The organism is Prevotella sp. khp1 (assembly GCF_900102205.1).
Lineage (GTDB): Bacteria > Bacteroidota > Bacteroidia > Bacteroidales > Bacteroidaceae > Prevotella > Prevotella ruminicola.
Genome location: NZ_FNJZ01000001.1, coordinates 1,374,730 through 1,399,814, shown reverse-complemented (window position 1 = coordinate 1,399,814; position 25,085 = coordinate 1,374,730). Strand labels below are relative to the sequence as shown.

Below are 25,085 nucleotides of genomic sequence, written 5' to 3'. Positions count from 1 at the left end.
ATGAATAGTTTTATTTCGCCTGCTATTGCCGATGTGATGCTGTGGCTGATGTATATTACATTAGCTGCTGCCATGGGTGTAACTGCCTATTCGGTATGGCATGGCCTGCGCAACCGTCGTAAGGGCAGCGATGTGGTTAACGGTGTGCCTGCAGGGCGCATTGGATGGCTGGTGGCTGTGGGCTTTGTGCTCATCATGGTGGTTACCTTTGCCTTAGGTTCTACCAAGCCCATCCTTACTAATGGCACGTGGCTTACCGATGGCTTCTGGTTGCGTGCCGCTGATATGTTTATATATACCTCTATTATATTGATTATCGGATGTTTCGTAAGCGCTATCGTCAGCAAATTCCGGAGCTGAACACCACATCAACAGCCGACATATCGTTTATGTTGTTGATTTTCTTCCTCGTGACCTCATCGATGGACACGGAGAAGGGATTGATGCGTCAGATGGCACCACCGCCATTGGAACACGAGACACCTAAGGATATCAATCGCAACAATGTGATGCAGGTTAAGCTGGATGCACAGAACCAACTCTCGTGTGATGGCAAACCTGTGACACTGCAACAACTGGCAGCCGAGGTACGTACGTTGGCCATGGTGAACCGCACTGGTCATGTAGTGCAGATCGAAGCCGATGCCAAGACCACCTATGAGGCCTATTTCAGTATGCAGGATGCCATTGTGGGCGCCTATCATACTCTGCGCCAAGAGTATGCGCAGAAGCACTATGGCTGTACCTACGAGACCTGTAATGCCGAACAGCGCGAGATGATCAACGAGTACTATCCACAACGCATCAGCGAAGGCCCCGTAGTGGAGGAAGGAGGTGCCCAATGAGACCTATGCGTAGCAAGTTCAGTCAGACTCGTCGCAGTGTGCCATCGCTCAATGTGGCCTCGATGCCCGACCTGATTTTTACGGTGCTCTTCTTCTTTATGATTGTCACCCACATGCGTAGCGACGAGGTAAAGGTGCGCCTGCAGGTGCCTCAGGGCAGCGAGGTGCAGAAGTTAGCCAATAAGCAGGCTGTGGTAAACATCTATATCGGCCATAAAGGTGAGGCTTGGCATGTACAGCTCAACAACGACATCGTACAGCCAGGCGATATTCCAGCCCGTATCGAAGAGATTCGTAGTGGGCTCTCTCAAGAGAATCAACAGCGACTCACCGTTAGTCTGCGTGTTGATAAAAAGGCCCCCATGGGTTTGGTCAGCGAGGTGAAACGCCAGCTGCAACAGGCCTATGCCTTGAAGATTAATTATAGTGCAACAGAAATCAAAAAATAACTACTGCTATGGTAAAAATTGACGAACTCGACAAGCAGATTCTGAGTCTGATAGCCGCCGATGCCCGTATTCCATTCCTGGAGGTGGCTCGTGCTTGTAATGTAAGTGGTGCTGCTATTCACCAGCACATCCAGAAGATGAACAACATGGGTGTACTGAAGGGCACCCAGTACCTGATTGAGCCCGAAAGCGTGGGCTACGAGACCTGTGCCTTTATTGGTCTGAACCTGAAAGACCCCGCTAAGTTCGACGAGGTACTTGAACAACTGAAGCAGATTCCTGAGGTGGTGGAGTGTCACTTTACCACGGGTAACTTTGATATGTTTATCAAGATCTATGCCCGCAACAACCACCATCTGCTAACGATTATTCATGATAAGCTGCAGCCACTCGGCCTTTCAAGCAGTGAGACGCTGATATCGTTCCATACGGCTATCGACCGTCAGCTGCCTATTGCCGATTTGCTGACACAAGATACCGAAGCCGAAGCGTCGGCCGAGGGATAACTGGTGATATTGCGTAATATCACCCGCGAAGGTGCACGTAACTGTGCTTAATTGGGAATGTGAGTGAGAATCTCCGACTGTCCCGCAGCAGTGAACTCCATTATGGCTGTCCGACTATAGGCCATTGCCCCGTTTTGGGCGAGAAGGCGTCGGATAGTGGAGGAAAGTCTGAAGACCAGCCTTCTGCGATTTTGTTGCTGAAACACTCTCGATGTAAGGGTGGTTGAGGCAATCATACGTGTATTATTATATAAGTTCGGGGGAGACCCCGTCGCGACGACAGCATCTCCCCCTTTCGTTTTTTCATTCGTTAGATTTTCCTTCCCTATTTATTTTTGTTTTAGCTGTTTCACCTCAAAAGTAAAATAGGTATCAGGATATGGTTCGTTCTCAAGTGTAAAATGCCACCATTCGCTGTCGAGTGGTTTAAAACCATGTGCCAGCATGGCGTTGCGCAGTATCATGCGGTTATTAAACTGTTTTTCGGTAATCTTACGGCCCTGGGGCGACTTCGAGTTGTCACCCGTGTAATCGCCTGTTTCGGGATTACCGCAGAAGTCAGGATGACTCTCTGGTCCGAACCAGTCGAAGGTGCCACCCATGTCGAGTTCCTTCTCTGTGTTCATGTCAAACAGGGTCAGATCAACCGTGCTGCCACGTGTGTGTCCGCTCTTCTCATAGATATACTCCTGCTCAAACAGTACGCTCTTGTCTAAGTCGGGGTAGAAGTAGCGCTTCATCAGTGTATCAGGTATATCCTCTGCCCAACGTACAAAATGATCAACACCCTTTTGTGGACGATAAGCATCGTAAATCTTTAGTCGGTAACCCTGCGCCTTCAAGTCGTCGCTCACTGCACGCAGACTGTCTGCTGCTTGCTTGGTGAGCAGGGCTGTGGGGTCCAGATAACCATCAATACGCTGTCCCACAAAGTTGTAGGTACCAAAGTAACGTATCTCCAGGATGGCATCGGGTACAGCATCGGTCAGTGTTACAAAGCCACTGGCATCATCAGGAGCAACCGCTGTGACAGTCGCATTTGCTTGGCGCTTGCAACTGCTTGTGAGTAGAATCACGAAGCACATTGCAAGTATATAAACAGGCTGAATGTATTTCTTAATTGGCATAATAGCTTAAATTGTCTTAAAATCTTGCTGCAAAGATACGATATTTTTCGATTAGTCGGGACTATAATTAAAACTTTAACATTTTTTATACGCGTATACCTAAGGCAAAATTGTATAACTTGCAGTCGTCATTTTGCAAAGATGCGTACTTTTTTGATTTCTGCGGGTAAATATTGTTAAAATACTTGCAAACAGTCATACAATGTTGTATATTTGCAATCGAATTTAGTTAGTAGTTGGTTTTAAAAACTTTGTTAGTAGATGTTAAACGAATAGTTAACAACAAAAGGGCCCGCAGTTGATGCGCGCCCTTTTTTTATTTTTTGGTATAATTCATTCTAACCTTCTCCCAACTGATAGTGCCGTCTTTCTTCACATGCACACGAACCAGATAATCGCCAGGTTGGGGATTGTTGGCCTCACACATCGAGTCGAGCGTCAGGTATTCGGTATCGCCTACTTTCTGATAGTCCCATTTATGCACATGCCCTAGGAATACCATATCCGTTTCCCACTCACTAAACTTGTTCAACAGGAAGAACATCTCCTCACGCGGGAAGGTAGAGGCGAACTCTACTGATCGCGGACGGAAGATATTGGTATGACTGAATACGAAGGTATGACGGATTATTTTCTCACCTGTATCATAATAATCATTCAATACGCCTTCTTCTAATAGTCTGACCTGTTCACGTCCCAACGTACCACTGGCCGAGTCGAGGAAAATAAAATGATCTAACTGAGGAGGATCGAGATTTACCAGCACATAGACATCATAGAACGATGAGTGGAATATGTTCGACCACAATGCCCATCCATTATGTGTGATATCATGATTGCCCACCACTGGATAAAAGGGATAGCTCACCTGATCAAGCGAGAACTTTTCATCGTTCAAATACTGTTCGGCGTAGTATTTCTTCGCATATTTCTCTCGATACTCATCTATCAGGTCTTCAAGTATGATGTAGTATTCAGCTTTGGTATCGGCGATATCACCCAGATGCGCCATCAGCAGATCGTTGTTATCGAGCGCAATCTGTAGCATTTCGCGCATACGACCATCATCGGTTGTCAGGTGACTGTCAGCACCCACTAAGAATGTGTATTCATCCCCTTCATAACCACTGAGCATACTACCTTCACCCTTATGACCCTGATAATAGGCATTCGACATCTTAACACGATCCTCAACACCCGTGCCACTTACCAATACTCCAATCGGACTCACTTTGTCGCAAGCCGAAAGCACCAGCAGTACAGCTCCTAATAATATATAATGTGTAGTCTTCATTGTCACCATGCGTATTTAAGTCCTAATTTTCCCGATGTCTCGTATTTACTGGCCAACTGACTCATACTGCCAGCGGGACGGATATTGAGTTCGCCAAATAAGTACATCTGTTTGGTCAGTCTCCCGTAAAAATTCAGTCCCCAGTTGATGTTCCAGTTCTCATAATAGAAATCGTCGTAGTTACGGAAAAAGAGTCCAATATTCCATGAGTTGGTACGTGGACGAATCATGGCTCCGAATCCGAAGGTAAGAGTCAGTGGTTCGGTATAGCCGAAGTCACCGGTTTTCCAATGAATATACGATTCACCTACTCGCAGATAGAAATACGGCATCTCCCAAGTCAGAGAGAGGTTCCCGATAGTTTCGTTGGCATTCCAGCGATTGTAGCGGTTGTACATCAGTTTTCCATCTATATAGATATCACCCCACCAGACGGGCAACCGGTAACCACCCTGCACGTCGTTCGAGTAGAGCTGTTTGCCCCATTGTTGTTGAACATCAGCCCCCACATGCCAACGATCAGTCAAATGCCGTTTGTACGAGAGACCGAGACCGCCATAGCCACTAACAACCACGTTGTTACCTGCTATTGCATAGCCCGATATCTCGTTTTTATGCTTACCATCATAGCGATGCTGACCTACAAATGCGTTTTGTGCCTGCATGGTTATAGTACCAAGCAACAGACAAAGTATAACGATTATTCTGTTCATCTCTTTTTGGGAATACGTTTGGTAAGTCCGATGGCCCCAGTGGGACATACCAGTCGACATAGGTGACAGCCCACGCACTTGGTGCCTACGATACGTGGTTGGTGCTCCTCGAACGCAATGGCCTGGTGCCCGCCATCCATACACGAGATATAACAGCGCCCGCAACCGATACAAAGTTCACGGTCCACCTTAGGATATACCATGGTGTCGCGATCCAGGTCGGATGGTCTCACAAAGTTGGGCAGCTGTTCGCCTACCAGGTCGTCTAACTTCTCAAATCCTCGTTCTGTCAGGTAGGTCTGCAGACCTGATACCAGGTCGTCTATAATCCGATAGCCATACTGCATCACGGCGGTACAAACCTGTACGTTCCTACAACCTAACTGTATGAAATCCACGGCATCGCGCCATGTCTCAATACCACCTATACCACTCAGTTCTATGGCTCTGCCATGTGTACCGTTAATCACAGGATCCATACTCATCTCCAGGATAAAGCGCAAGGCAATGGGCTTTACAGCCTGTCCGCTGTAGCCCGATAGGGTTTGCTTACCGCTCACCTCAGCCTCTTTCGACATGGTCACACTCTTGATGGTGTTGATAGCCGAGATGGCATCGGCACCAGCAAAGTAAGCCCCCATAGCCGGACGGGTCATCTGCGTGATGTTAGGTGTCATCTTGGGAATCACAGGAATCTTTACGCTACGTTTTACATAGCTGGTGTAGAAGTTCACCAACTCCGGATCCTGACCGATGTCGCTACCCATACCTGCCAGTCGCATCTGTGGGCACGAGAAGTTCAACTCTATTGCATCGCAGCCAGCCTCCTCGGCCAACTTGGCCAACTCTATCCACTCCTCCTCAAACTGTCCCATAATCGAGGCAATTACCACCTTGGTGGGGTAGTTCTGCTTCAATCGGCGCAGGATGTCGAAATCTACCTCATAGGGGTTCTCCGACAACTGCTCCATGTTACGGAATCCCGCAAAGGTAGTGCCTTTCTTTACTGCATCGAAACGGGGCGATACCTCACGGATATCCTGCTTACAGATGGTCTTATAGAACACACCTGCCCAACCAGCCTCAAAGGCGCGTGCCACCATATCGTAGTTGGTACACACAGCCGACGATGCCAGGAAGAAGGGATTCTCGCAGGCAATGCCGCAGAATGTGATACCCAACGATTGTTGCGTGGCATCACCCATCAGCTCATTGGCAGATGCGCATTCTGCCAGCAGTTCCTTGATTCTGATAGGTTGATCGTAGTGGATACACGCCTGTTCGGCACGTAACAGATCGTCGTCAGTACAACCTGTTACCCAGCGCCAGGCATTCTTTTCGTTATCAAATCGGATGGCACGGATGGCTCTGGCCACGTCACCTTTACCGCACGCTTTGGTGCAAGGAGCATCCTCGCATAACAAGCAGCGTACCGCTTCTTCGTACTTATGCATCATAATCGTAGTTTTTAATCATTCATAACAAAACGTCCCTTTTATGTCTGCAAAGATACGATATTTTTTGGAATTTTGGCAGAATTAACAAAAATTAAAACAAAAATCCACCCGGTTATCTCAATTTTTTCATAATTTTGCAATTATAAATAGGTAAACATTCTAATCTAAATAATTATAACGGTGAAGAAAACTTTTTTTGTATTACTCATGATGTTTGCTATGGGCAACGTAGCAAAAGCCGCTGATCTTGATATCAATCTGGAACCGTTGAAGTTGCAGACGCCTGTGATGGAGATGAAACTTGATTGTCAGGCAGCCCCCGATTATCGCCCGGAACTGGAACTGCCCATGTCGCCTTTGATGGGTAGCAGCGAGAAGTATCAGCTCACGTGGATGCGTACCAACCCTGGTGTAAAACCCTATAAGGTGATGGACGATCTCACCTTTGCTGGTATCCCTTTGTTTGTGGCTGGTATCATTGCCAAGGGCGAGAAGAAATCGTTTCGTCAGAACACCGGTGATAACCGTCACACACTGGTGACCGACTTTAAGACCGAGATTGATAACTACACCCAGTTCTTTGGTCCGGTGATGGCTACTGGCTTGAAGATTGCTGGTGTAGAGGGTCGTAGCGATTGGGGCCGTTATCTTGCCTCAACTGCTATGTCGTATGGTTTCATGGCATTGTTTGTCAACAGTATTAAGTACACCGCCAAGGAGATGCGCCCCGATGGTTCTACACGTAACTCATGGCCCAGCGGACATACTGCTACAGCCTTTGTGGGTGCTACCATTCTGCATAAGGAGTATGGCTTAACCCGTTCGCCTTGGTACTCTGTGGCTGGTTATGGCGTGGCCACAGCTACTGGTGTGATGCGTGTGCTGAACAACCGTCACTGGGTAAGCGATGTGCTCTCAGGTGCTGGTGTAGGTATCATGTCGGGTGAGTTGGCTTATGCCATGAGCGACCTGATTTTCAAGGGTAAGGGTCTGTTGCGTGGCGATGCCATCAGCGAGCGTAGCATCATCGACCATCCATCGTTCTTCTCTATCTCGATGGGATTAGGATTAGGTTCGCAATCGCTCGACTTCGGTGCGGAGACCATGAGTGATGCCCACGACAACTTTAACCTGAAGTTTGGTGCTTCTACTGCCGTATCTGCCGAGGGTGCCTATTTCTTCAATAAGTATGTTGGTGTGGGTGGTCGTCTGCGTGTGAATAGCACACCTATCAATGGCTGGGACCGCGTGTTGAACTATGCCGACCAGGATGTGAAGGAGATGTTTAAGGATCTTGATGCCGACATGGACCTGAGACCACTGAATAATATCGTCTTCAGAACAGCTGATAAACAGCCTCAGTTTACGATTGAGAGCGACCACCTGACAGAGTTCGCTGCCGACCTTGGTGTGTATTTCAATCTGCCACTCTCTAAGCGTTTTGCTATGGGCGCCAAGTTGCTGGCCGGTCGTAGTATCATGCAGGAGCTGAATCTCTCTGCCCATTACCAGGGTAAGGTGGTGGATGTCAACCCCATGGCCATCTTGGATGATGATCCCAATTTTTTCTACGAGACAGATGAGACCTACGATACCAAATGGGATTACTTTACGCTGAATGCCAACAACACCTTTAAGTGGGGAACAGGTATCTCGCTGACCTATGCCTACAAGGAGAATTATGCCTGGCGCCTGTTTGTAGATTATGATATGGCCCGTAAGACCTATACGTTGGAGTATAATCCCACACAGTTCATGCATTCGGCTCTCCCGACATATTTCGACTTTGCGGAGATGATGCAGGAGATAGATCCGGCATATGCTGCTGACATGATATCGGAGATGTCGCCTGTGAACACACATATAAAAAAGAACCGCCATACTTTCGTAATTGGCGGCTCCTTAACAATATCATTCTAAAAAGATGCGACGTGCTTACTGCTTCAGCAGATTCAGTTTGTGCTGAGGTGCCAGTGCATTCGTAGTCTTTTCGGTATATTCACCTAACTTAAGTGTAGCAGTCGCAGCAATGTTGCGGCTGCTATTTCCTATACAGAAGGTATAGGTACCAGCCTCGGTCAACCACTGACTGTTAGCCTCGTCAAAGCTGGCCAGCATGCGTACAGGGATGGTCATGGTCAGCACCTCGCTCTCGCCAGGCTTTAACTCACGACTCTTGGCAAAGGCCTTCAGCTCCTGTGCAGGCTTCTCCAGGTTGCCCTTAGGAGCCTTCACATATACCTGAGCCACCTCCTTACCACTAACGCTACCGGTGTTCTTAACGGTGATGCTCACCTCAACAGCATCCTTACCCTTGGCCTTTACTACAGGCTTTGAGAAGGCGAAGGTGGTGTAGCTCAGTCCGAATCCGAATGGGTAAGCCACATCGCGACCAAAGGTGTCGAAATAGCGATAACCTACGTAGATATCCTCCTCATGGTTGGTGTAGGCATGTCCAGGGATTGGGGTCTTGTTACCAATCATCTGCTGCAGCGAGTAGTCGTCAATCTGTCCAGGGAAGTTCTTGGTCGATGCATGATCAGTTGCAGCAATAGGCCATGTCATGGTCAGCTTACCCGAAGGATTCACCTTACCAGTCAGCAGGTCGGCAATCGAGTTACCACCCTCCATACCAGGCTGCCAAGCGCACAGGATGGCATCGGGATAACCACTCCATGAGGCAGTCTCAATCACACTACCCGAGTTGATGATTACAATCACAGGTTTGCCTGCAGCGTGGAAAGCGTTGCACACATTTGTAATCAGGGCACGCTCCTCAGCGTTCAGGTTAAACTCGGTGTTGATGTCGCGATCTACACCCTCACCAGCCTGACGACCGATGGTGATGATAGCTGCATCGGCACCATTCACCTCTTTATTCACACAGATAGGATCCAGACCGATCTCAGGATATTTCTGCTGTCCGAAGTACTCGTTCTGGTACCACTTGGCAGGATGACGCTCAGCCTGGAACTTTACTTTTGCAAACTCGATATACTTGCGATAGATATCAGTGAGAGTCTCGCTCGATTTGATGCCGGCATTCTTCAAACCCTCCAGCATGTCAACCACATAAGGTGGGTGAACACAACCCGAACCGGTACCACCGCTCAGGAAGTCGTATGAGTTCTCACCAAACAGGGCCACGGTCTTAATGTTGCCGTTCTTCCAGGGCAGTGTACCATTGTTCTTCAGCAGTACGATACCCTCGTTGGCACTCTGACGGGTGATGGCGGCATGGGCCACAAAGTCGGGATTGTTAGAGGCAGGATATTTCTTGAAGCTTGGGGTCTTCACGATATACTCCAGCATGCGACGCACGTTACGATCCACATCGGCGATGTCGAGCTTACCGCTCTTCACACCCTCGATAATCTCGTTCACCTGTGCAGGCTGTCCTGGCTCCATCAGGTCGTTACCGGCCTGTACCTCAGTGATGGTAGGCAGACCTTCGCGAATACCAATCCAGTCGGTCATCACGATACCCTTAAAGCCCCAGTCCTCGCGCAGAATCTTGGTCAGCAGGTCGCGGTTACCCATCGAGTACTGACCGTTAATCTGGTTGTACGACGACATCACGGTCCAAGGGTTACTCTCACGAACGGCAATCTCGAAACCACGCAGATACAGCTCGCGGGCAGCACGCTGACTCACGCGCTCATCTACAGCAGTACGGTCGGTCTCCTGCGAGTTGATGGCAAAGTGCTTGGCACTCACACCGGCACCCTGACTCTGCACACCCTGAATATAAGCTGCTGCAATCTTACCTGTCAGCAGAGGGTCTTCCGAGTAGTACTCAAAGTTTCGTCCGCACAGGGGATTGCGATGCAGGTTCATACCAGGACCCAGAATCACGTCGCAGCGATACTCCTTGGTCTCATTACCAATAGCCTGTCCTACCTTGTTTACCAACTCAGTGTTCCAGGTCGAAGCCAGGCACGAGCCGATAGGGAAGGCTGTGGCATAGTAAGTCTTGTCGGTATCCTTACGTGTCGGGTCGATACGTACACCGGCAGGACCGTCGGTCAGCACTGTGGCAGGAATGCCCAGACGTGGTATGGCAGGCGATGTACCAGCAGCACCAGCCACCAGGTCGGCCTCGCCACCCACTACGGCGTTAGCACTGAAAAAGTTGTTGGCACCGCCAACCAAAAGTTTGGCCTTTTCTTCAAGGGTCATTGCCTTGATTACCTCGTCGATATTATCGGCGCGGAGTTGGGGTTGAGCGTTTGTTGTCATTGCAAATGTTGTTGCTAATAAGCAAGTTGTTAGTAATCTTTTCATATTGTTGATGCCTTTAATCTTAGTAATTACATGGAGGTTATGGGAAGATACGGAACTCATAGCCCTGATCCTTCAGCCATTGTAGCGACTCTGGTAGGGCTGTCTTCAGTTTGTTGATACTCTTCAGCGAGTCGTGGAAGGTGATGATCGAACCATTACGCGCGTACCTCTTTATATTATTAACCACATCTTCGGCGGTCATCCATTTCGAGTAGTCGCGGGTCACCAGGTCCCACATCACAATCTTGTATTTTCTGCTCAGCCAGGCATACTGTGCCATACGCATCCAACCGTGTGGTGGACGCACATAGTGACTGTGTATATAGGCGTTGGCCTTCTCCACGTTGTAGCTGTATTCCTTCACGGTATGGCGCAAACCACCTATGTGGTTGTGGGTATGGTTGCCCACCTGATGGCCCTCAGCCAGAATACGTTTGTATAGTTCCGGATATTTGCGTACGTTATCGCCCACCATAAAGAAGGTGGCACGCACGCCGAATTCTTTCAGGGTATCGAGAATAAATGGGGTAGCCTCTGGGATAGGACCGTCGTCGAAGGTCAGGTACACTGCCTTCACGCGACGGTCCATTCGCCAGTATGCTCTTGGATAGAGCCAGCGCAGATAGATAGCTGGTTGCTCTATAAACATGATTTACTCTCCGTATGTGCCACCTTTGGTCTCGTAGAGATTGCCGATGGCTTTAAACTGTGCTTCCTTCTCCTTGGCCTGCTTCTCGTCAACAACCGACTCCAGATTCAGAATCTGGTTCAGGATATACATGTGAACCATGCACTCCTGCTGCGACATGGCGAAGCGGTCGGTGCTCAGCGAGCAGTACCACAGCATGTACTCAGTCGACTTCTTCCACAGGTTATCGATAATCTGCTGGGCCTTCTTAGGCTGTCCAGTCAGGGCGTATGCCTTGGCCAGATCCAGCGAACCACTCTGGTAGTCGTGTGGGATATTGTAGCTTGGCAGGGCCTTCTCTGCCTTGGCCAATACAGCCTTAGCCTGCTTGTCCTTACCCTCCTGAACCAGGTTCATGGCCAACAGCGACAGCAGTCGGCGGTGGGTATAGCACATGCGCATCACAGTCTCATCAAGATAGATACCAGCCTTGTCCACACCACCGAACTTGAACTTGTTCATCACGTTGTTATACGTCTTCTCAGTATCAAAGTTCTTGGCACCAGGGGCGTTGGTGGTGAATGGGGTGATACGGTTAGCCAAGCCCTCCTGAACAAAGTTGTCGCCCAGATTCATGTAGTTCTCCGAACCTACGGTAGTAGCTACATAGATAGGACGTGTCCAGTTGCACTGGGCAATCATCTCCAGCATCATCAGGTCCTGCTTGTACAGGGCGTTCTTACCCTTCAGCGAGATCACCATCTGATCGGGGATGGTATCAGCAGCCATCATCATGCCACTCTTACGAACAGCCTCCTTGTCGATGGTTACATATACGGTATCTGTAGGAATCACATGCAGATCCTTATTCTTCGAACGAACCCAACGTTCCAGGATATTCTTCAGCTCGAATGGCTTCTCACCAAAGTTCTGTTTAGCCTCCTCTGGGTTCTCACGATACAGTTTCTCTACTTCAGCCTTCAGCGATGGGTCAACCTGTACGTACTCGTTGGTACCGGCACAGTACTCCAGTCGGCTCCAGGTGATGGGCACTGAAGGTGAGTCGTAAGCCTGGCGACGCATCTGGTCGATATACCAGTCGGTCTGCAGGTACGACAGATTACATACACGTGCGTCGGTACGGAATCCCTCAGTATCCTGGTTGTACCACAATGGGAAGGTGTCGTTATCACCATTGGTAAAGATAATGGGGTTACCCTCTTCCTGCAAGGTCATGAGGTAGTTCTGACCGAAGTCGCGACAGCAGTAACGACCCGAGCGATCGTGGTCGTCCCAAGTCTGACTGGCCATCTGGATGGGCACCAGCAGACAGGCAACGCCAATCACAGCGGCCACTACCAGGTTTTCCTTCTTCAGCTTGCGGTTCAGCCAGTCGATGATGGCAGCTACACCCATACCACACCAGATGGCAAAGGCATAGAACGAACCAGCGTAGGCATAGTCGCGCTCACGTGGCTGCATAGGTGTCTGGTTCAGATAGATCACGATGGCCAGACCTGTCATAAAGAACAGGAAGAATACCACCCAGAACTGCTGAATGCCGATAGGCTCTTCAACGGTCTTCTCTACGCCGTTCACCACGGTCTTACGCTTGCGGGTGTACCAAGCCTGCCAGAACAAGCCCAGCAAACCAAGTATCAGTGGCATGCAGTAGAATACGTTATGTCCCTTGTTCTCCTTCAGCTCAGTAGGCAGCATGCTCTGGTCGCCCAGGCGTGCATCATCGATAAACGAGAAGCCGGTAATCCAGTTACCATGCTCCAGCTCACCGTTGCCCTGGATATCATTCTGTCGTCCGGCAAAGTTCCACATAAAGTAGCGCCAGTACATAAAGTTACACTGATAGCTCAGGAAGAACCGCAGGTTCTCCAGCTGCGAGGGCACCTTCACCATCATCTGTTCGCCACAGCGGTCGTAAGGTACCTGCGAGCCATCAACACCACCCATCCACGATTCATAAGCGGCAGCATGACCGGCATCGTACATACGTGGGAACAGCATATTCTGTGCATACTTGTATTCATCCTTGGTGCGTACTACAAAGTACGAGTCCTTCTCATCAGTAGTAGCTTTCTCCTTACGCTGATATACGGGCTTACCCTTACTCATCACAGGCTTGCAGTAGTTGCCGTCCTGCTCCAGAGCTACCTGTGAGGTGTAGGCGGGTCCGTAGAACAACGGACGCTGTCCGTACTGCTCACGTCCCAGGTAATCACCCAGCGTAAAGATGTCCTCAGGTGAGTTCTGGTCCATAGGTGGGTTAGCCGACGAACGGATGACAATCAGCGCGTAGCTCGAGTAACCAATCATCAGCATCAGCATACACAGCAGCATGGTGTTCTTCATGCGGGCTGTGATGAGCAGCTCTTTTTCACGGGTGTACTTCAGCAGGAACCACAGTACTGCCAGTACTACCACGCCAATCAGGAAGGCCGACCAGCCCCAACCATAGAAGGGGATACCCAACATACCTACCGACAGCAGGAATGCCAGGTTCTGGATAGTCAGCGAGTGCTTCTGTGTCTGGGTCTCGTAAACTGCCCATATGACGCACGATACCAACAGAATCAGGTAGATAATCTCACCCGTATTGAATGGCATGCCCAGGGTGTTCACAAAGAACAGCTCAAACCAGCCACCCACAGTGATGATACCAGGTACTACGCCATATAGCACAGCAGCCAGGATCACTACTGATACTGCCAGTGCGATGAGCGAACCCTTCAGGTTGGCATCGGGGAAACGACGGTAGTAATATACCAGCACAATGGCAGGCACACACAGCAGGTTCAGCAGGTGTACACCAATCGAGAGACCTGTCATATACATAATCAGAATCAGCCAGCGATCACTATGAGGCTCGTCGGCCTGATCCTCCCATTTCAGTATGAGCCAGAATACCACAGCGGTAAAGGCCGATGAGTAGGCGTAAACCTCACCCTCAACAGCCGAGAACCAGAAGGTATCGCTGAAGGTGTAGATCAAGGCACCTACCAGTCCTGATGCCTCGATGGCAATCAGTTTGGGCATACTGAGCTCGCTCCAGTTGCTAATCAGCAGTCGGCGTGTCAGGTGTGTGATGGTCCAGAACAGGAACAGGATACACGTAGCCGACAGCAGGGCGCTCATGGTGTTTACCATACGGGCCACCTGGGTGGCGTCGCTGGCAAAATGCGAGAACAGGTTTGCTGTCAACATAAAGAAAGGTGCCCCAGGTGGGTGACCAATCTCCAGTTTATAACCAGTGGTAATAAATTCGGGACAGTCCCAGAACGAGGCTGTCGGCTCGATGGTAGAACAATAGACAAAGGCCGCAATCAGGAATGTCAGCCAGCCCAACGTGTTGTCTACTAATCTAAATTGTTTCATTACAAATTATTTTTTTTACTTTAACGTTAAAATTCGCGTTTGGTGGTGCAAAGGTAATAAATATAATTGATAATTTACAATTGATAATTGAGAATTAACTTACATAAACAATCCTGCACCATAGATTAATACCACATAACGGAATAATTTGCCTAGGGTTATGGCTATGAACGTAATCACCACGTTCGATCGCATCAGTCCCAAAGCGATGGTGATGGCGCTGCCTAACACAGGCAGAAAGGCAAAGAACCCCATCCATGCACCATGTCCTGCCAGAAAACGGTGGGCTTTGTCAAGGTCTTCTTTCTTTACATGCAGGTATTTCTCTATCCATTCTATCTTACCCATGCGTCCCACACCGTAGTTGAACACGCTGCCCAGCACGTTACCTATGGTACCGTATATCATCAGGCTCCATGGGTCAAGTCCTGTGGCCATCAGTCCCACCATCACAGCCTCGCTCGAGAATGGAAAGAAACTGCCAGCCAGGAAGGCTGCCAACAGCATACCCCAGTAGCCGTATTGGGTTAGAAAGCTGATGATGAAATCCATAGGTTCATGCCTGTTAGGAATAGGATTGTGGCCATGGTTACGATAAAGAACAGGTTGCTCAGTCTGCTATTGGTAAGCGTAAAGAAGTGGGCCACGATGGGCGACACCACGATGGTGAGCATACCAATAAACGTGTCGTACTGCTGAGGCTGCACAGCCATCAGTAGCAGGGTGTAGATGGTGAGCATCATCATACTGTTGTATATCTGGCGCACACGTATCTTATCCTTGTAACTGTTCATCCAGAAGTGGATGGTACCCACGATAAACAGCACTACCAACAAAGCCAGATACGCCCACTGCTGGGTGTTTACAGCGCTATAGTCGGTGCTCCACTGTACCTCGGTAAAGCGGTTTAGATTGTCGAAAGCCATCTCAGGCTGGTATCTGTAGATGTAGAGTCGCCAACCGGTATAGAGCCAGTAGGGTGTAACAAGTCCGATGAGTGCTGCGAAAAAGGTTCGCCAGCTCAACGAGTAGATGGTGGTAGCCATCAGCAACAGGAAGATGGGCACATACAACAGGAAGTGCGGTTCCAACAGACTCACAATGCTGATGAGCATATACAGGTAGAACGTGCGCCCCACGCTCTTCTGGTCCTGATAGCACGAGCACAGCAGCAACAAGCCTATTACCATGCTGAGCACCTGCACCGTACCTAGGATGGATCCGAACATCCAGGTGGCCGAACAAGCCAACAGAATATAAAATACCGAAACCGAGCGACTGTAGATACGTATCAGCATGTTGATGTTGTTCAGGTGAATCATGGCATATACCGATGCAAAGAAACACAGGAACTGGAACCACCAACCCTGATGTACCAACCCCGCCAAAAGCCAGATGCCGACACCATACAGGATGGTAATCGGCAACGTGCGACGGCTCTCAGCTATTTTATTCTGAAATCTTTTCACTATTCACTATTCACTACAAGTCCGCTCCGATGTCTCGACGGAAATATTTGTCGGTAAACTGAATCTTCTGTGCCTCCTCGAACGACTTCTGCAGGGCCTCGGCCTTGTCCTTACCATATGATGATACGGCAATTACGCGTCCGCCATTGGTCACTACTTCGCCATCCTTCAGGGCTGTACCGGCGTGGAATACAATGCTGCCCTCCACATCCTCGATGCCTGTGATGGGGTAGCCCTTCTTATATTCCTGTGGATAACCACCCGATACCAGCATCACGCACACGGCAGCACGCTCATCAAAGGCGATGGCACGCTGGTCGAGGTTCCCCTCGGCCACACCTTCCAACAGGTCAACCAGGTCGCTCTTCAGGCGCAGCATCACGCTCTCTGTCTCTGGGTCGCCCATACGGCAGTTATACTCAATCACGTATGGCTCAGCCTCCTTGCTAGGGGTGTTGGTGCGGTTAATCAGTCCGAAGAAGATAAAGCCCTTGTAGTCGATGCCATCAGCAGCCAGACCCTCTACGGTTGGACGGATAATACGATCCTCTACCTTCTGCATCCACTCCTTAGTGGCAAAAGGCACGGGGGTAACGCTACCCATACCACCGGTGTTCAAACCTGTATCGTGCTCGCCAATACGCTTGTAGTCCTTGGCCTCGGGCAGAATCTTATAGTTTTTGCCATCAGTGAGTACGAACACCGAGCACTCGATACCGCTCATGAACTCCTCGATCACTACGCGACTCGAAGCATTACCGAACATACCGCCCAGCATCTCCTTCAGCTCTTTCTTGGCCTCGTCGAGTGTAGGCAGAATCAGCACACCCTTACCAGCGCACAGACCATCAGCCTTCAGCACATAGGGAGCCTCGAGTGTCTCCAGGAATTTCAGTCCCTCTTCCAGGTGTTCGCCATCAAAGGTCTGATAGCGGGCTGTGGGGATGTGGTGACGCTCCATAAAGGCCTTGGCAAAATCCTTTGAGCCTTCGAGCACGGCACCTGCCTTTGAGGGACCGATCACTGGTACGTTCTTGGTGCGCTCATCAGCCTTCAGGTCGTCGTAGATACCCTTTACCAGGGGATCCTCAGGACCTACCACTACCATCTGAATGCCCTTTTCAACTACGAACAGCTTGATGGCCTCAAAGTCGTCGGCCTTCATGTTTACGTTTTCTCCGCAGTTGCTGGTTCCGGCATTACCTGGGGCAATGTAAAGCTTTTCGCATTTATCACTCTGAGCAATTTTCCAAGCTAAGGCGTGCTCACGTCCGCCACTTCCTAACAGTAAGATTTTCATATTTGACGATTTGACTATTTACGATTTGACAATTTGTTATTTCAAGTAATCCTCAAAATATTGGGTGATGCGCTCGTGCAGGTGCACTGAGGCATGACCACGCATGTTATGCTCCTCGCCTGGGTAGGCAAAGAAGTCGGGCTGTGTGCCGGCCTTGATGCAGGCATCCAGGAAACTCAGGCAGTGCTGTGGCACCACGGTGTTATCGTTATAACCCGTGATAATCTGCAGTTTGCCCTTCAGGTTCTTGGCCTTGCTGATCAGACTGCTCTTGGCATAACCCTCGGGGTTATCCTGTGGGGTACCCATATAGCGCTCGCCATACATCACCTCATACCATTTCCAGTCGATCACCGGACCGCCTGCTACACCTACCTTAAACACGTCGGGGTAGTTGGTCATCAGACTGATGGTCATGAATCCACCAAAGCTCCAGCCGTGAACACCCAGTCGGTTTGTATCCACGTATGACTGCTGCTTCAGGAACTCCACACCCTTCATCTGGTCCTGCATCTCTACCTGTCCTAACTGACGCCAGGTAGCCTGCTCAAAATCACGTCCGCGATTCTCCGAGCCACGGTTGTCGATAATAAAGCAGATGTAGCCTTTCTGTGCCATGTAGGTCTCCCACGATCTGCTGGCCCAGTGCCACGAGGCGTCTACGTTGTGGGCGTGAGGACCGCCATACACATACACCACAGTGGGGTATTTCTTATGGGGGTCAAAGTCGTGTGGCTTCACCATTCTATAATATAAATCGGTAGTGCCATCAGCGGCCTTGATGCTGCCGTTCTCATAGATGGGCTGCTCGAAGGCTGCCCAGGGGTCAGCGGCTTTCAATAAGGTGATGGGTGATGGGTGGTGGGTGCTGGTTACTTCAATGTTATTAGGAACGGTGGGTTCCTGATATTTGTTGAACAACAGGGCACCTGTTGCCGACAGCTCACCACGATGTACGCCCTTACCGTTATCCAGCAGGGTGCGCTTGCCTGTGCTGATGTTTACAGCCCAGAGGTTACGCTGAAGGGGGCTCAGCTCGTTCGAGGCGATAATCACCGACTTATCCTTCAGGTTAAAGCCTAACACCTCCATCACTACCCATTTGCCACTGGTAATCTGCTTCAGCTGCTTACCGCTCTTATCCATCAGGTACAGGTGGTTGTAGCCATCCTTCTGACTCTGCATCACAAACTTACTGGCATCCCAAGGCAGGAACTCGATGGGGTGCTGTGGTTCCACATATTTCTCCGATGTCTCACGATACAGCTCGGTTATCTTGGCGCCTGTGTTGGCATCGTACGATACCAATCGACAATCGTTCTGCTTGCGGTTCAGCTCCAGCATATACACCGTTTGGGCATCGGGAGCCCAACTGATGTTGGTGAAATAACGGTCGGTTGGGTCACCAGCCTGCAGATATACGGTCTTACCGCTCTTCACGTCAAACACACCCACGGTCACCTGATGACTGGTCATACCAGCCATGGGGTACTTGTCGGGCTCGTAACTGGCGTTACGTGGGAAGATATCTACCTGTGGGTAGTCGGTTACCATGCTCTGGTCCATGCGATAGAAAGCCAGTTTGCTACCATCAGGGCTCCAGAAGGTACCCTTGTCGATACCGAATTCATTACGATGCACACTCTGACCGTACACAATCTCTCGGCTGCCGTCTGTGCTCAGCTGGTGCTTCTTACCGGCACCATCCACCACATACAGCTGGTGGTTCTCCACATAGGCTGTGGCACGCGAGGTGGCGTTCCAGTCGTAGGCCTGCTGTCCGGCTATGCTGTCCTGCCAGATCACCTGCTTGGCCTTGAAGTCGAGCAGTATCACCGCCTTCCTGTTACCCAACTTCACGATAGGCTTGTTGGGGTAGGGGAATGTGGCGTTCATCAGGTGGCGCACGTACTTGGTATCATCACTGCCTGCCCACTTGTTGATGTCGTCGAGTGTAAACAGCAGGGTTTTCTTACCTGTCTTGGTGTTGATGGTGTAGCAGGCCTCTACATCCTGCTGTATCAGCTGCTCGCCCCACCATGTCAGCCACATGTTCTGTGGACGCAGGTTGGCATAGTTGTTACCGCCGAAGTTCAGGTCTTCGAGTGTAAACAGTTTCTTATCCTGAGCGCTCATGGTTGTGGCAGTCATCATCATGGCCAGTGCGGCCACCATCAGTTTAATCTTCATCATCATCAAATCTCTTTTTCTTTCCAAAGTCCTTGCCTTTGCTGAAGTCGCGCTTGCCGCCACGCTTAAAGTCCTTGCGGTCCTTGCCCTTACCAAACTCCTTGCGGTCGCCTTTGCTAAACTCCTTACGCTCTTTGCGGTCCTTGCCACTGCGGTCAAAGCTCTCATGTCCGCCGCGGTTTCTACCCAGATCGTGCTTGTGGAAAGTAAAGTTCAGAATATCGGCCTCCTCGTTCTCCTCTTTCTCTTCCAGGCGCTTCTTAAACTCGCGCTCCTTCTTAAAGCGGTGCTTCTCGGCCATCTGGCGCTTCTCCTCTTCGGTCTTCACCACACCACCTTCCGAGCGGAAGTCCTTCAGCTTACCGTCAAACATCTGGTACTTACGGAACTCGCACTCCAGACTGCCGTTGTAAAGGGGAATCTTGATGCTGGGCTTCAATCCAATCTGGTCGAAGCACTCCTCGCGATAGCTCAGTATCCAGGCGTCGTTGCCCTTGAACTGGTGCTTCAGTCGCTCACCAATCATCTTGTAGGTACCCAACAGGTCGGGAGTCGAGATACGCTCACCATAAGGTGGGTTCGATATCATGATGCTCTTGTTGACAGGCTGTGTAAAGTTCTTGAAGTCCTGCTGCTCTACGGTGATGATATCGCTCAGTCCGGCTGCCTTCACATTCATGCGGGCGGTGTTCACAGCCTTCATGTCGATGTCGTAGCCGTAAATCTTGTGGTTAAACTCACGCTCCTGACTCTCGTCGTTGTAGATCTCATCAAACAGGTCGGCATCAAAGTCAGGCCACTTCTCAAAGGCAAACTCCTTGCGGAACAATCCCGGTGCCATGTTCTTGGCTATCAGGGCAGCCTCAATCAGCAGGGTACCGCTACCACACATGGGGTCGATAAAATCAGTATCGGCCTGCCATCCGCTCAGCAGAATCATACCAGCTGCCAGCACCTCGTTCAGTGGTGCCTCTACACTCTCCTGGCGGTAGCCACGACGATGCAGACTCTCACCGCTCGAGTCGAGACTCAGCGTACATTTGTCTTCAGCAATGTGCATGTTCAGTCGGATGTCAGGGTTGGCCACCGATATATTGGGGCGCTTGCCCGTCTTCTCGCGGAATTGGTCAACAATCGCATCCTTTACTTTATACGAAACAAACTTTGAGTGACGGAATTCTTCAGAGAAGACTACCGAGTCAACCGTAAAGGTCTTGTCGGTACCCAGATATTCAGTCCAGTCAATCTTCTTGATCTCTTCGTACACATCGTCTGCGCTCTTAGCTCTAAAATGGCGTATTGGCTTCAGAATTCTGATAGCCGTGTGCAACTGAAAGTTGGCACGATACATCATTTCCTTATCACCCGTAAACGAAACCATTCGTCTACCGATTTCAACATCGTTAGCCCCCATTTGGGTCAGCTCTTTCGCCAGTACAGGTTCCAGTCCCATAAACGTTTTGGCGATCAATTCAAACTTTTGCTCCATTTCTAATAGTTTACAGCGTGCAAAGGTAATGAAAGTTCGCCCAAAAATGCGCTTTTTTACTGTTAATCTAACAAAAAATCTTCGTTTTTTATAAAAAACGGCCAAAAAATGCTCGTTTTCCAAATAATTTCCTTACTTTTGCCACATTAATTCAAAACCCAAGATGTATAATTTGCTACTATACACGCAATCGGAAAGTCCGTACCTCGTTCCGGCCCTTTGGTTGGGCGGTGCGTTGTTGTTCTTGTGGCTGTTCATCATGATTTTTGTTCAGCGTCGCGCTGGTCGTAAGCTCCAGACCGAGTTGGTCGAGCTCGAAAAGGTGCGCCAGAACAATGTCGAGTCCGAGTTTGTGCTCAAGGCCATGAAGCTCAGTACGTGGCATATCGATGTGCCTACCAAAATGCTTTATGTAGATGCCGATTTCCGTGATAACAAAGGTGGCCTGGTGGGTCCGCCCGAATTCCCTATCGAAGATCTCACCAATGTCATCGATAGGGCCGATGCCCAGCGTGTGTGGATGGCCATCGATAAAATCTGTACCGGTGCCTCGCCTTCTTATCATGAGGTGTATCGTGTAAAACTGGGTAAGGGTGCCCTGTACTATTGGGAGGAGAGTTATGGTACCATTGCTGCCCGCGATGTGGATGGCAATCCAACCCGTATCGTAGGTACCTCTATGCGTATCGATGCGCAGAAGCAGATGGAGGCCGACCTGATTGCTGCCCGTAACAAGGCCGAGGAGAGCGACCGCCTGAAGACCGCCTTCCTGGCAAACATGGGTCACGAAATCCGTACGCCGCTTAATGCCATTGTAGGTTTTGCCGACTTGCTGCCGGTGGTTGAGAGCGAGGAGGATCGTAACCAACTCATCTCCGAAATCCAGAAAAATAACTATAAGCTGCTTAATATTATCGATGGATTGGTCAGCATGTCGAAGGTCGAGGCCGAGGCCAAGAGTCTGGTCAAGTCGCAGACTAATATCGTGCCTGTGCTGCAGGAAATTGCCGATTACTACCGCACCATGGTAGATGGCAGCACCGTGGTTCTGGCCACCCAGTTCCCTTATCCCGAGATTCTGATGAACACCGATATCACCAAGTTCAAGGAGATTGTCAACAACCTCATGCAGAATGCCGTCAAGTTCACCGCACAGGGTTCTATCACCTTGGGCTTCGACTTGCAGCAAGGCGACAAGCTCCTGCTGTGGGTGCTCGATACAGGTAAGGGTATTGCCGAGGAGCATCAGGAGCGCATCTTCGAACGTTTCTTCAAGGTCGATGAGTATGTGCCTGGCACAGGCTTAGGCCTGTCGGTAGCCAAGAGTCATGTCGAGAGCTTAGGTGGTAGCATTGGTGTCGATTCTGTGCTTGATAATGGCTCGCGTTTCTGGGTCGAGCTGCCATTAAGCTAAAAAAAAGTTTCGCCCCCTTGCAACTTTTCTGCTGTTTACTCCGTCTAACAGTCAGAAAAGTTTCTGAATGTTTAATGTTTAATACTTAATGTTTAATGAAAAAAATATTTCTTTTCGTCCTTATTGCGTTTCTGCTGACTTCTTGCAGCTGCAGTCGCGAAAATATGTCGTTTAAGTTTGGTGATTTCGGTCCGAAGGTTACCGAGAGTCGTTCATTACGTGGTTTCGAGGGAATCGAGGTGTATGGCTCACCCACTGTTTACTACCAGCAGGCCGACTCGTTCTCGGTCAAGGTCAAAGGTCCTAAGGATATTGTTGATAACATCATCACCGAAGTGTCTGATGGCAAACTCACCATCCGCAATCGTGGTAAGATAGGCATGTTCAACATCAATTTCGGTGGCGATTACACGCTGGCTGTGTACGTTACTTCACCCGATCTCGTGTCGGTTTCCTTGGCTGGCTCTGGCGATTTTATCAGCGAGAGAACCGTGGATACCGATAATATCACCATCAACTTAAAGGGCTCTGGCGACATCCAGTTCTCGTCTTTGCTGTGCGATCGCTGCAATCTCGAGGTGGTAGGCTCAGGCGATGCCTCTATCCGCAACCTCGATACCCGTGAGACTGATGTGACATTGATTGGCTCGGGTGATATCAACCTGCGCCAGCAGAATGCCGCCTCTACCCGTATCACCCTGCGTGGCTCTGGCGATGTGAATGTTGAGTTTGCAAAAGGCTGTGGCTCAGTCGATGCCCAGCTCATGGGCTCGGGTGATATCGACCTCCGGGGCACGGTTCAATCCATGAACAAACATAAAAGTGGCTCAGGCGACATCGATACCGATAATCTCAAGGTGGGGCGTTAAAACCCCACCTTTTTTTATGGTTTTATAGTAAATAAAACCTAAATATATAGCCAAAGTTTTCGTAATTCGGTAAAAATGCGTACCTTTGCCGCCGAAAACTAGTAATTTTAGACGATTCAGGATGAAATATGCAATTATAGCTGCTGGCGAGGGATCGCGATTGGCACAAGAAGGCGTACAGGCGCCAAAGCCCCTGGTAGAAGTGGGTGGCGAACATCTGATCGACCGTTTGATACGTGTGTTTATGGCCAATGGCGCCAGCGAAATATGTGTGATTTGTAATGAACAGATGACGGCTGTGGCTGCGCATCTGAAGGAGATAGCAGAGGCAAAGCAAGTGCCCCTGAAGTTTATTGTGAAGAGTACCCCCAGCTCTATGCACAGTGCCTGGGAGCTGAGTCAGTGGCTCACCGACGAGCCCTTTGTGCTCACCACCGTAGATACCATCTTCCGCGAAAAGGAGTTTGCTACCTATGCCAAGACCTTTGAGTTGCTGGCACAGACAGGCGAGGTGGATGGCTTGATGGGCGTTACCGATTATATCGACGACGAGAAACCCCTGTATGTGGGTACCAACGATGCCCTGCAGATAACAGGCTTCTTTGATACCTGTGAGCAACCTAAGTATATCAGTGGTGGCATCTATGGCTTAACACCTAAGGCCATCCCTGTATTGCAGCGTTGTATCGAGCGTGGCGAGAGTCGTATGCGCAACTTCCAGCGTGCCCTGGTGGCCGATGGCTTGTTGCTCAAGGCTTACCCCTTCTCAAAGGTGCTGGATATCGACCATGCGAGCGACATCGAAAAGGCAGAAGCCTTTTTGGACATTAAACATTAAAGATTAAACATTTAGAATTGAAGATACTATTAGTACAGCGGGCGGAGGTGTTCTCACCTAATTCGGTTGAGAAAGACAAGGCGATACTCGAGGCAGTAGGCGCTAAGCTTTGTGCGGCTGGTTACGAGGTAGAGATGGTGAGCGAGGAGCAGCCGTTTAATCCTGCCGGTTACCACCGTATCTTCTCGATGGGACGCCTGCCACAGACCCTCGAACTACTGCGCGATTATCCCACCATCAACACCTCAGCAGGCATTGCAAACTGCGCGCGCTGCCAGTTAGAGGCGCTCATGCAACAGATTGGCACGCCCATGCCACCACGCCAGGGGGCTCATGGCTACTGGCTGAAGCGTGGCGATGCGGCTGCACAGGATAAGAGTGATGTGCAGTTTGCGGCTAATCAGACCGAGCTGAACGAGAAGATAGCTGCCTTCCAGCAGCGTGGCATCACGGCCTATACCGTCAGTGCCCACGTGCCTGGCGATCTGGTTAAGTTCTATGGAGTGGCTGGTACGGGCTTCTTCCGCTATTACTATCCCACAGATGATGGCGACACCAAGTTCAACGACGAACTGCGTAATGGTACCGCCCGTCATTATCCCTTTGTGGTAGAGGCGCTGCAGGCCGATGCCGAGAAGCTGGCACAGGCTGTAGGCATCAGCGTATATGGTGGCGACTGCATCATCCGCGAGGATGGCAGCTACTGTGTCATCGATTTCAACGACTGGCCCAGCTTTTCGCGCTGCCGACAAGATGCGGCAAGTGCGATTGCCGCACTAATTGACAATTGTAAAATAGTATAATAGTAAAATAGTCAAATAAT

The 25,085-nt window shown here is 49.9% G+C and carries 21 protein-coding genes and 1 riboswitch; of the genes, 9 read left to right on the top strand and 12 right to left on the bottom strand.

Annotated elements, in window-relative coordinates; genetic code table 11:
• Genes BLR73_RS05885 through BLR73_RS05870 form a run of 4 tightly spaced genes read left to right on the top strand, consistent with a single transcriptional unit; the run spans nucleotide 1 to nucleotide 1,800 of the window.
• Nucleotides 1-360: a hypothetical protein gene (locus BLR73_RS05885; protein WP_091859953.1), complete on the top strand. Its 360-nt coding sequence runs from the start codon at nucleotides 1-3 to the stop codon at nucleotides 358-360.
• Nucleotides 321-845, top strand: a complete 525-nt coding sequence (locus tag BLR73_RS05880; RefSeq protein WP_091859951.1) for an ExbD/TolR family protein — start codon at nucleotides 321-323, stop codon at nucleotides 843-845. The genes BLR73_RS05885 and BLR73_RS05880 overlap by 40 nt, the downstream gene beginning before the upstream one ends.
• A 5-nt stretch (nucleotides 846-850) precedes the next feature.
• Nucleotides 851-1,294, top strand: coding sequence for an ExbD/TolR family protein (locus tag BLR73_RS05875; protein WP_033150144.1), 444 nt, complete (start codon nucleotides 851-853; stop codon nucleotides 1,292-1,294).
• A gap of 8 nt (nucleotides 1,295-1,302) precedes the next feature.
• Complete coding sequence (locus BLR73_RS05870; protein WP_013065330.1) at nucleotides 1,303-1,800, top strand: Lrp/AsnC family transcriptional regulator; 498 nt, start codon at nucleotides 1,303-1,305, stop codon at nucleotides 1,798-1,800.
• A 12-nt stretch (nucleotides 1,801-1,812) separates the two neighbouring features.
• Nucleotides 1,813-1,999, top strand: a riboswitch (cobalamin riboswitch).
• A 130-nt stretch (nucleotides 2,000-2,129) separates the two neighbouring features.
• On the opposite strand, the gene BLR73_RS05865 is transcribed toward BLR73_RS05870, so the two are convergent.
• The 4 genes from BLR73_RS05865 to preA form a co-directional block, all read right to left on the bottom strand.
• Nucleotides 2,130-2,927 carry a M15 family metallopeptidase gene (locus BLR73_RS05865; protein ID WP_091859949.1) on the bottom strand — a complete coding sequence of 266 codons (798 nt, stop codon included), beginning with the start codon at nucleotides 2,925-2,927 and terminating at the stop codon, nucleotides 2,130-2,132.
• A 316-nt stretch (nucleotides 2,928-3,243) separates the two neighbouring features.
• Nucleotides 3,244-4,221, bottom strand: a complete 978-nt coding sequence (locus tag BLR73_RS05860) for a metallophosphoesterase family protein (protein WP_176763630.1) — start codon at nucleotides 4,219-4,221, stop codon at nucleotides 3,244-3,246.
• 2 nt (nucleotides 4,222-4,223) lie between these two features.
• A complete protein-coding gene (locus tag BLR73_RS05855; protein WP_143010890.1) occupies nucleotides 4,224-4,934 on the bottom strand; it encodes a hypothetical protein in 711 nt (236 codons plus the stop codon).
• Nucleotides 4,931-6,391: an NAD-dependent dihydropyrimidine dehydrogenase subunit PreA gene (gene preA, locus BLR73_RS05850; protein ID WP_091859944.1), complete on the bottom strand. Its 1,461-nt coding sequence runs from the start codon at nucleotides 6,389-6,391 to the stop codon at nucleotides 4,931-4,933. Before preA ends, BLR73_RS05855 begins: the two co-directional genes overlap by 4 nt.
• Before the next feature lie 180 nt (nucleotides 6,392-6,571).
• Between preA and BLR73_RS05845 the strand changes: the two genes are divergently transcribed.
• The gene (locus BLR73_RS05845; RefSeq protein WP_143010889.1) at nucleotides 6,572-8,311 is read left to right on the top strand and encodes a phosphatase PAP2 family protein; all 1,740 of its coding nucleotides are present in this window, start codon (nucleotides 6,572-6,574) and stop codon (nucleotides 8,309-8,311) included.
• A 15-nt stretch (nucleotides 8,312-8,326) separates the two neighbouring features.
• Here the strand turns inward: BLR73_RS05845 and BLR73_RS05840 are convergent, their stop codons facing one another.
• The 8 genes from BLR73_RS05840 to BLR73_RS05805 form a co-directional block, all read right to left on the bottom strand.
• On the bottom strand, nucleotides 8,327-10,675 hold the full coding sequence (locus BLR73_RS05840; protein ID WP_233456401.1) for a glycoside hydrolase family 3 C-terminal domain-containing protein: 2,349 nt from the start codon (nucleotides 10,673-10,675) through the stop codon (nucleotides 8,327-8,329).
• A 37-nt stretch (nucleotides 10,676-10,712) separates the two neighbouring features.
• Nucleotides 10,713-11,324 carry a polysaccharide deacetylase family protein gene (locus BLR73_RS05835; RefSeq protein ID WP_028907694.1) on the bottom strand — a complete coding sequence of 204 codons (612 nt, stop codon included), beginning with the start codon at nucleotides 11,322-11,324 and terminating at the stop codon, nucleotides 10,713-10,715.
• A gap of 3 nt (nucleotides 11,325-11,327) precedes the next feature.
• Nucleotides 11,328-14,693 (bottom strand): DUF2723 domain-containing protein, encoded by a 3,366-nt coding sequence (locus tag BLR73_RS05830; protein ID WP_091859936.1) that lies wholly within the window; start codon nucleotides 14,691-14,693, stop codon nucleotides 11,328-11,330.
• A 99-nt stretch (nucleotides 14,694-14,792) separates the two neighbouring features.
• Entirely contained in the window at nucleotides 14,793-15,245 is a 453-nt protein-coding gene (locus BLR73_RS05825) for a YqaA family protein (RefSeq protein WP_013064215.1), read from the bottom strand.
• A complete protein-coding gene (locus tag BLR73_RS05820) occupies nucleotides 15,221-16,162 on the bottom strand; it encodes a hypothetical protein (RefSeq protein WP_013064817.1) in 942 nt (313 codons plus the stop codon). Before BLR73_RS05820 ends, BLR73_RS05825 begins: the two co-directional genes overlap by 25 nt.
• Before the next feature lie 13 nt (nucleotides 16,163-16,175).
• A complete protein-coding gene (purD, locus tag BLR73_RS05815; protein WP_091859933.1) occupies nucleotides 16,176-17,462 on the bottom strand; it encodes a phosphoribosylamine--glycine ligase in 1,287 nt (428 codons plus the stop codon).
• Between the two features lie 36 nt (nucleotides 17,463-17,498).
• A complete protein-coding gene (locus tag BLR73_RS05810) occupies nucleotides 17,499-19,652 on the bottom strand; it encodes a S9 family peptidase (RefSeq protein WP_091860167.1) in 2,154 nt (717 codons plus the stop codon).
• The gene (locus BLR73_RS05805) at nucleotides 19,642-21,141 is read right to left on the bottom strand and encodes a THUMP domain-containing class I SAM-dependent RNA methyltransferase (protein ID WP_091859930.1); all 1,500 of its coding nucleotides are present in this window, start codon (nucleotides 21,139-21,141) and stop codon (nucleotides 19,642-19,644) included. The genes BLR73_RS05810 and BLR73_RS05805 overlap by 11 nt, the downstream gene beginning before the upstream one ends.
• 259 nt (nucleotides 21,142-21,400) lie before the next feature.
• On the opposite strand from BLR73_RS05805, the gene BLR73_RS05800 reads away from it, so the two are divergent.
• The 4 genes from BLR73_RS05800 (at nucleotide 21,401) to BLR73_RS05785 (ending at nucleotide 25,065) form a co-directional block, all read left to right on the top strand.
• Nucleotides 21,401-22,555, top strand: a complete 1,155-nt coding sequence (locus BLR73_RS05800; protein WP_013063465.1) for a sensor histidine kinase — start codon at nucleotides 21,401-21,403, stop codon at nucleotides 22,553-22,555.
• Between the two features lie 164 nt (nucleotides 22,556-22,719).
• Nucleotides 22,720-23,424: a head GIN domain-containing protein gene (locus BLR73_RS05795; RefSeq protein WP_049769129.1), complete on the top strand. Its 705-nt coding sequence runs from the start codon at nucleotides 22,720-22,722 to the stop codon at nucleotides 23,422-23,424.
• A gap of 121 nt (nucleotides 23,425-23,545) precedes the next feature.
• Complete coding sequence (locus BLR73_RS05790) at nucleotides 23,546-24,262, top strand: sugar phosphate nucleotidyltransferase (RefSeq protein ID WP_091859923.1); 717 nt, start codon at nucleotides 23,546-23,548, stop codon at nucleotides 24,260-24,262.
• A gap of 17 nt (nucleotides 24,263-24,279) precedes the next feature.
• The gene (locus BLR73_RS05785; protein WP_091859920.1) at nucleotides 24,280-25,065 is read left to right on the top strand and encodes an ATP-grasp domain-containing protein; all 786 of its coding nucleotides are present in this window, start codon (nucleotides 24,280-24,282) and stop codon (nucleotides 25,063-25,065) included.
• Nucleotides 25,066-25,085 lie beyond the last annotated feature (20 nt).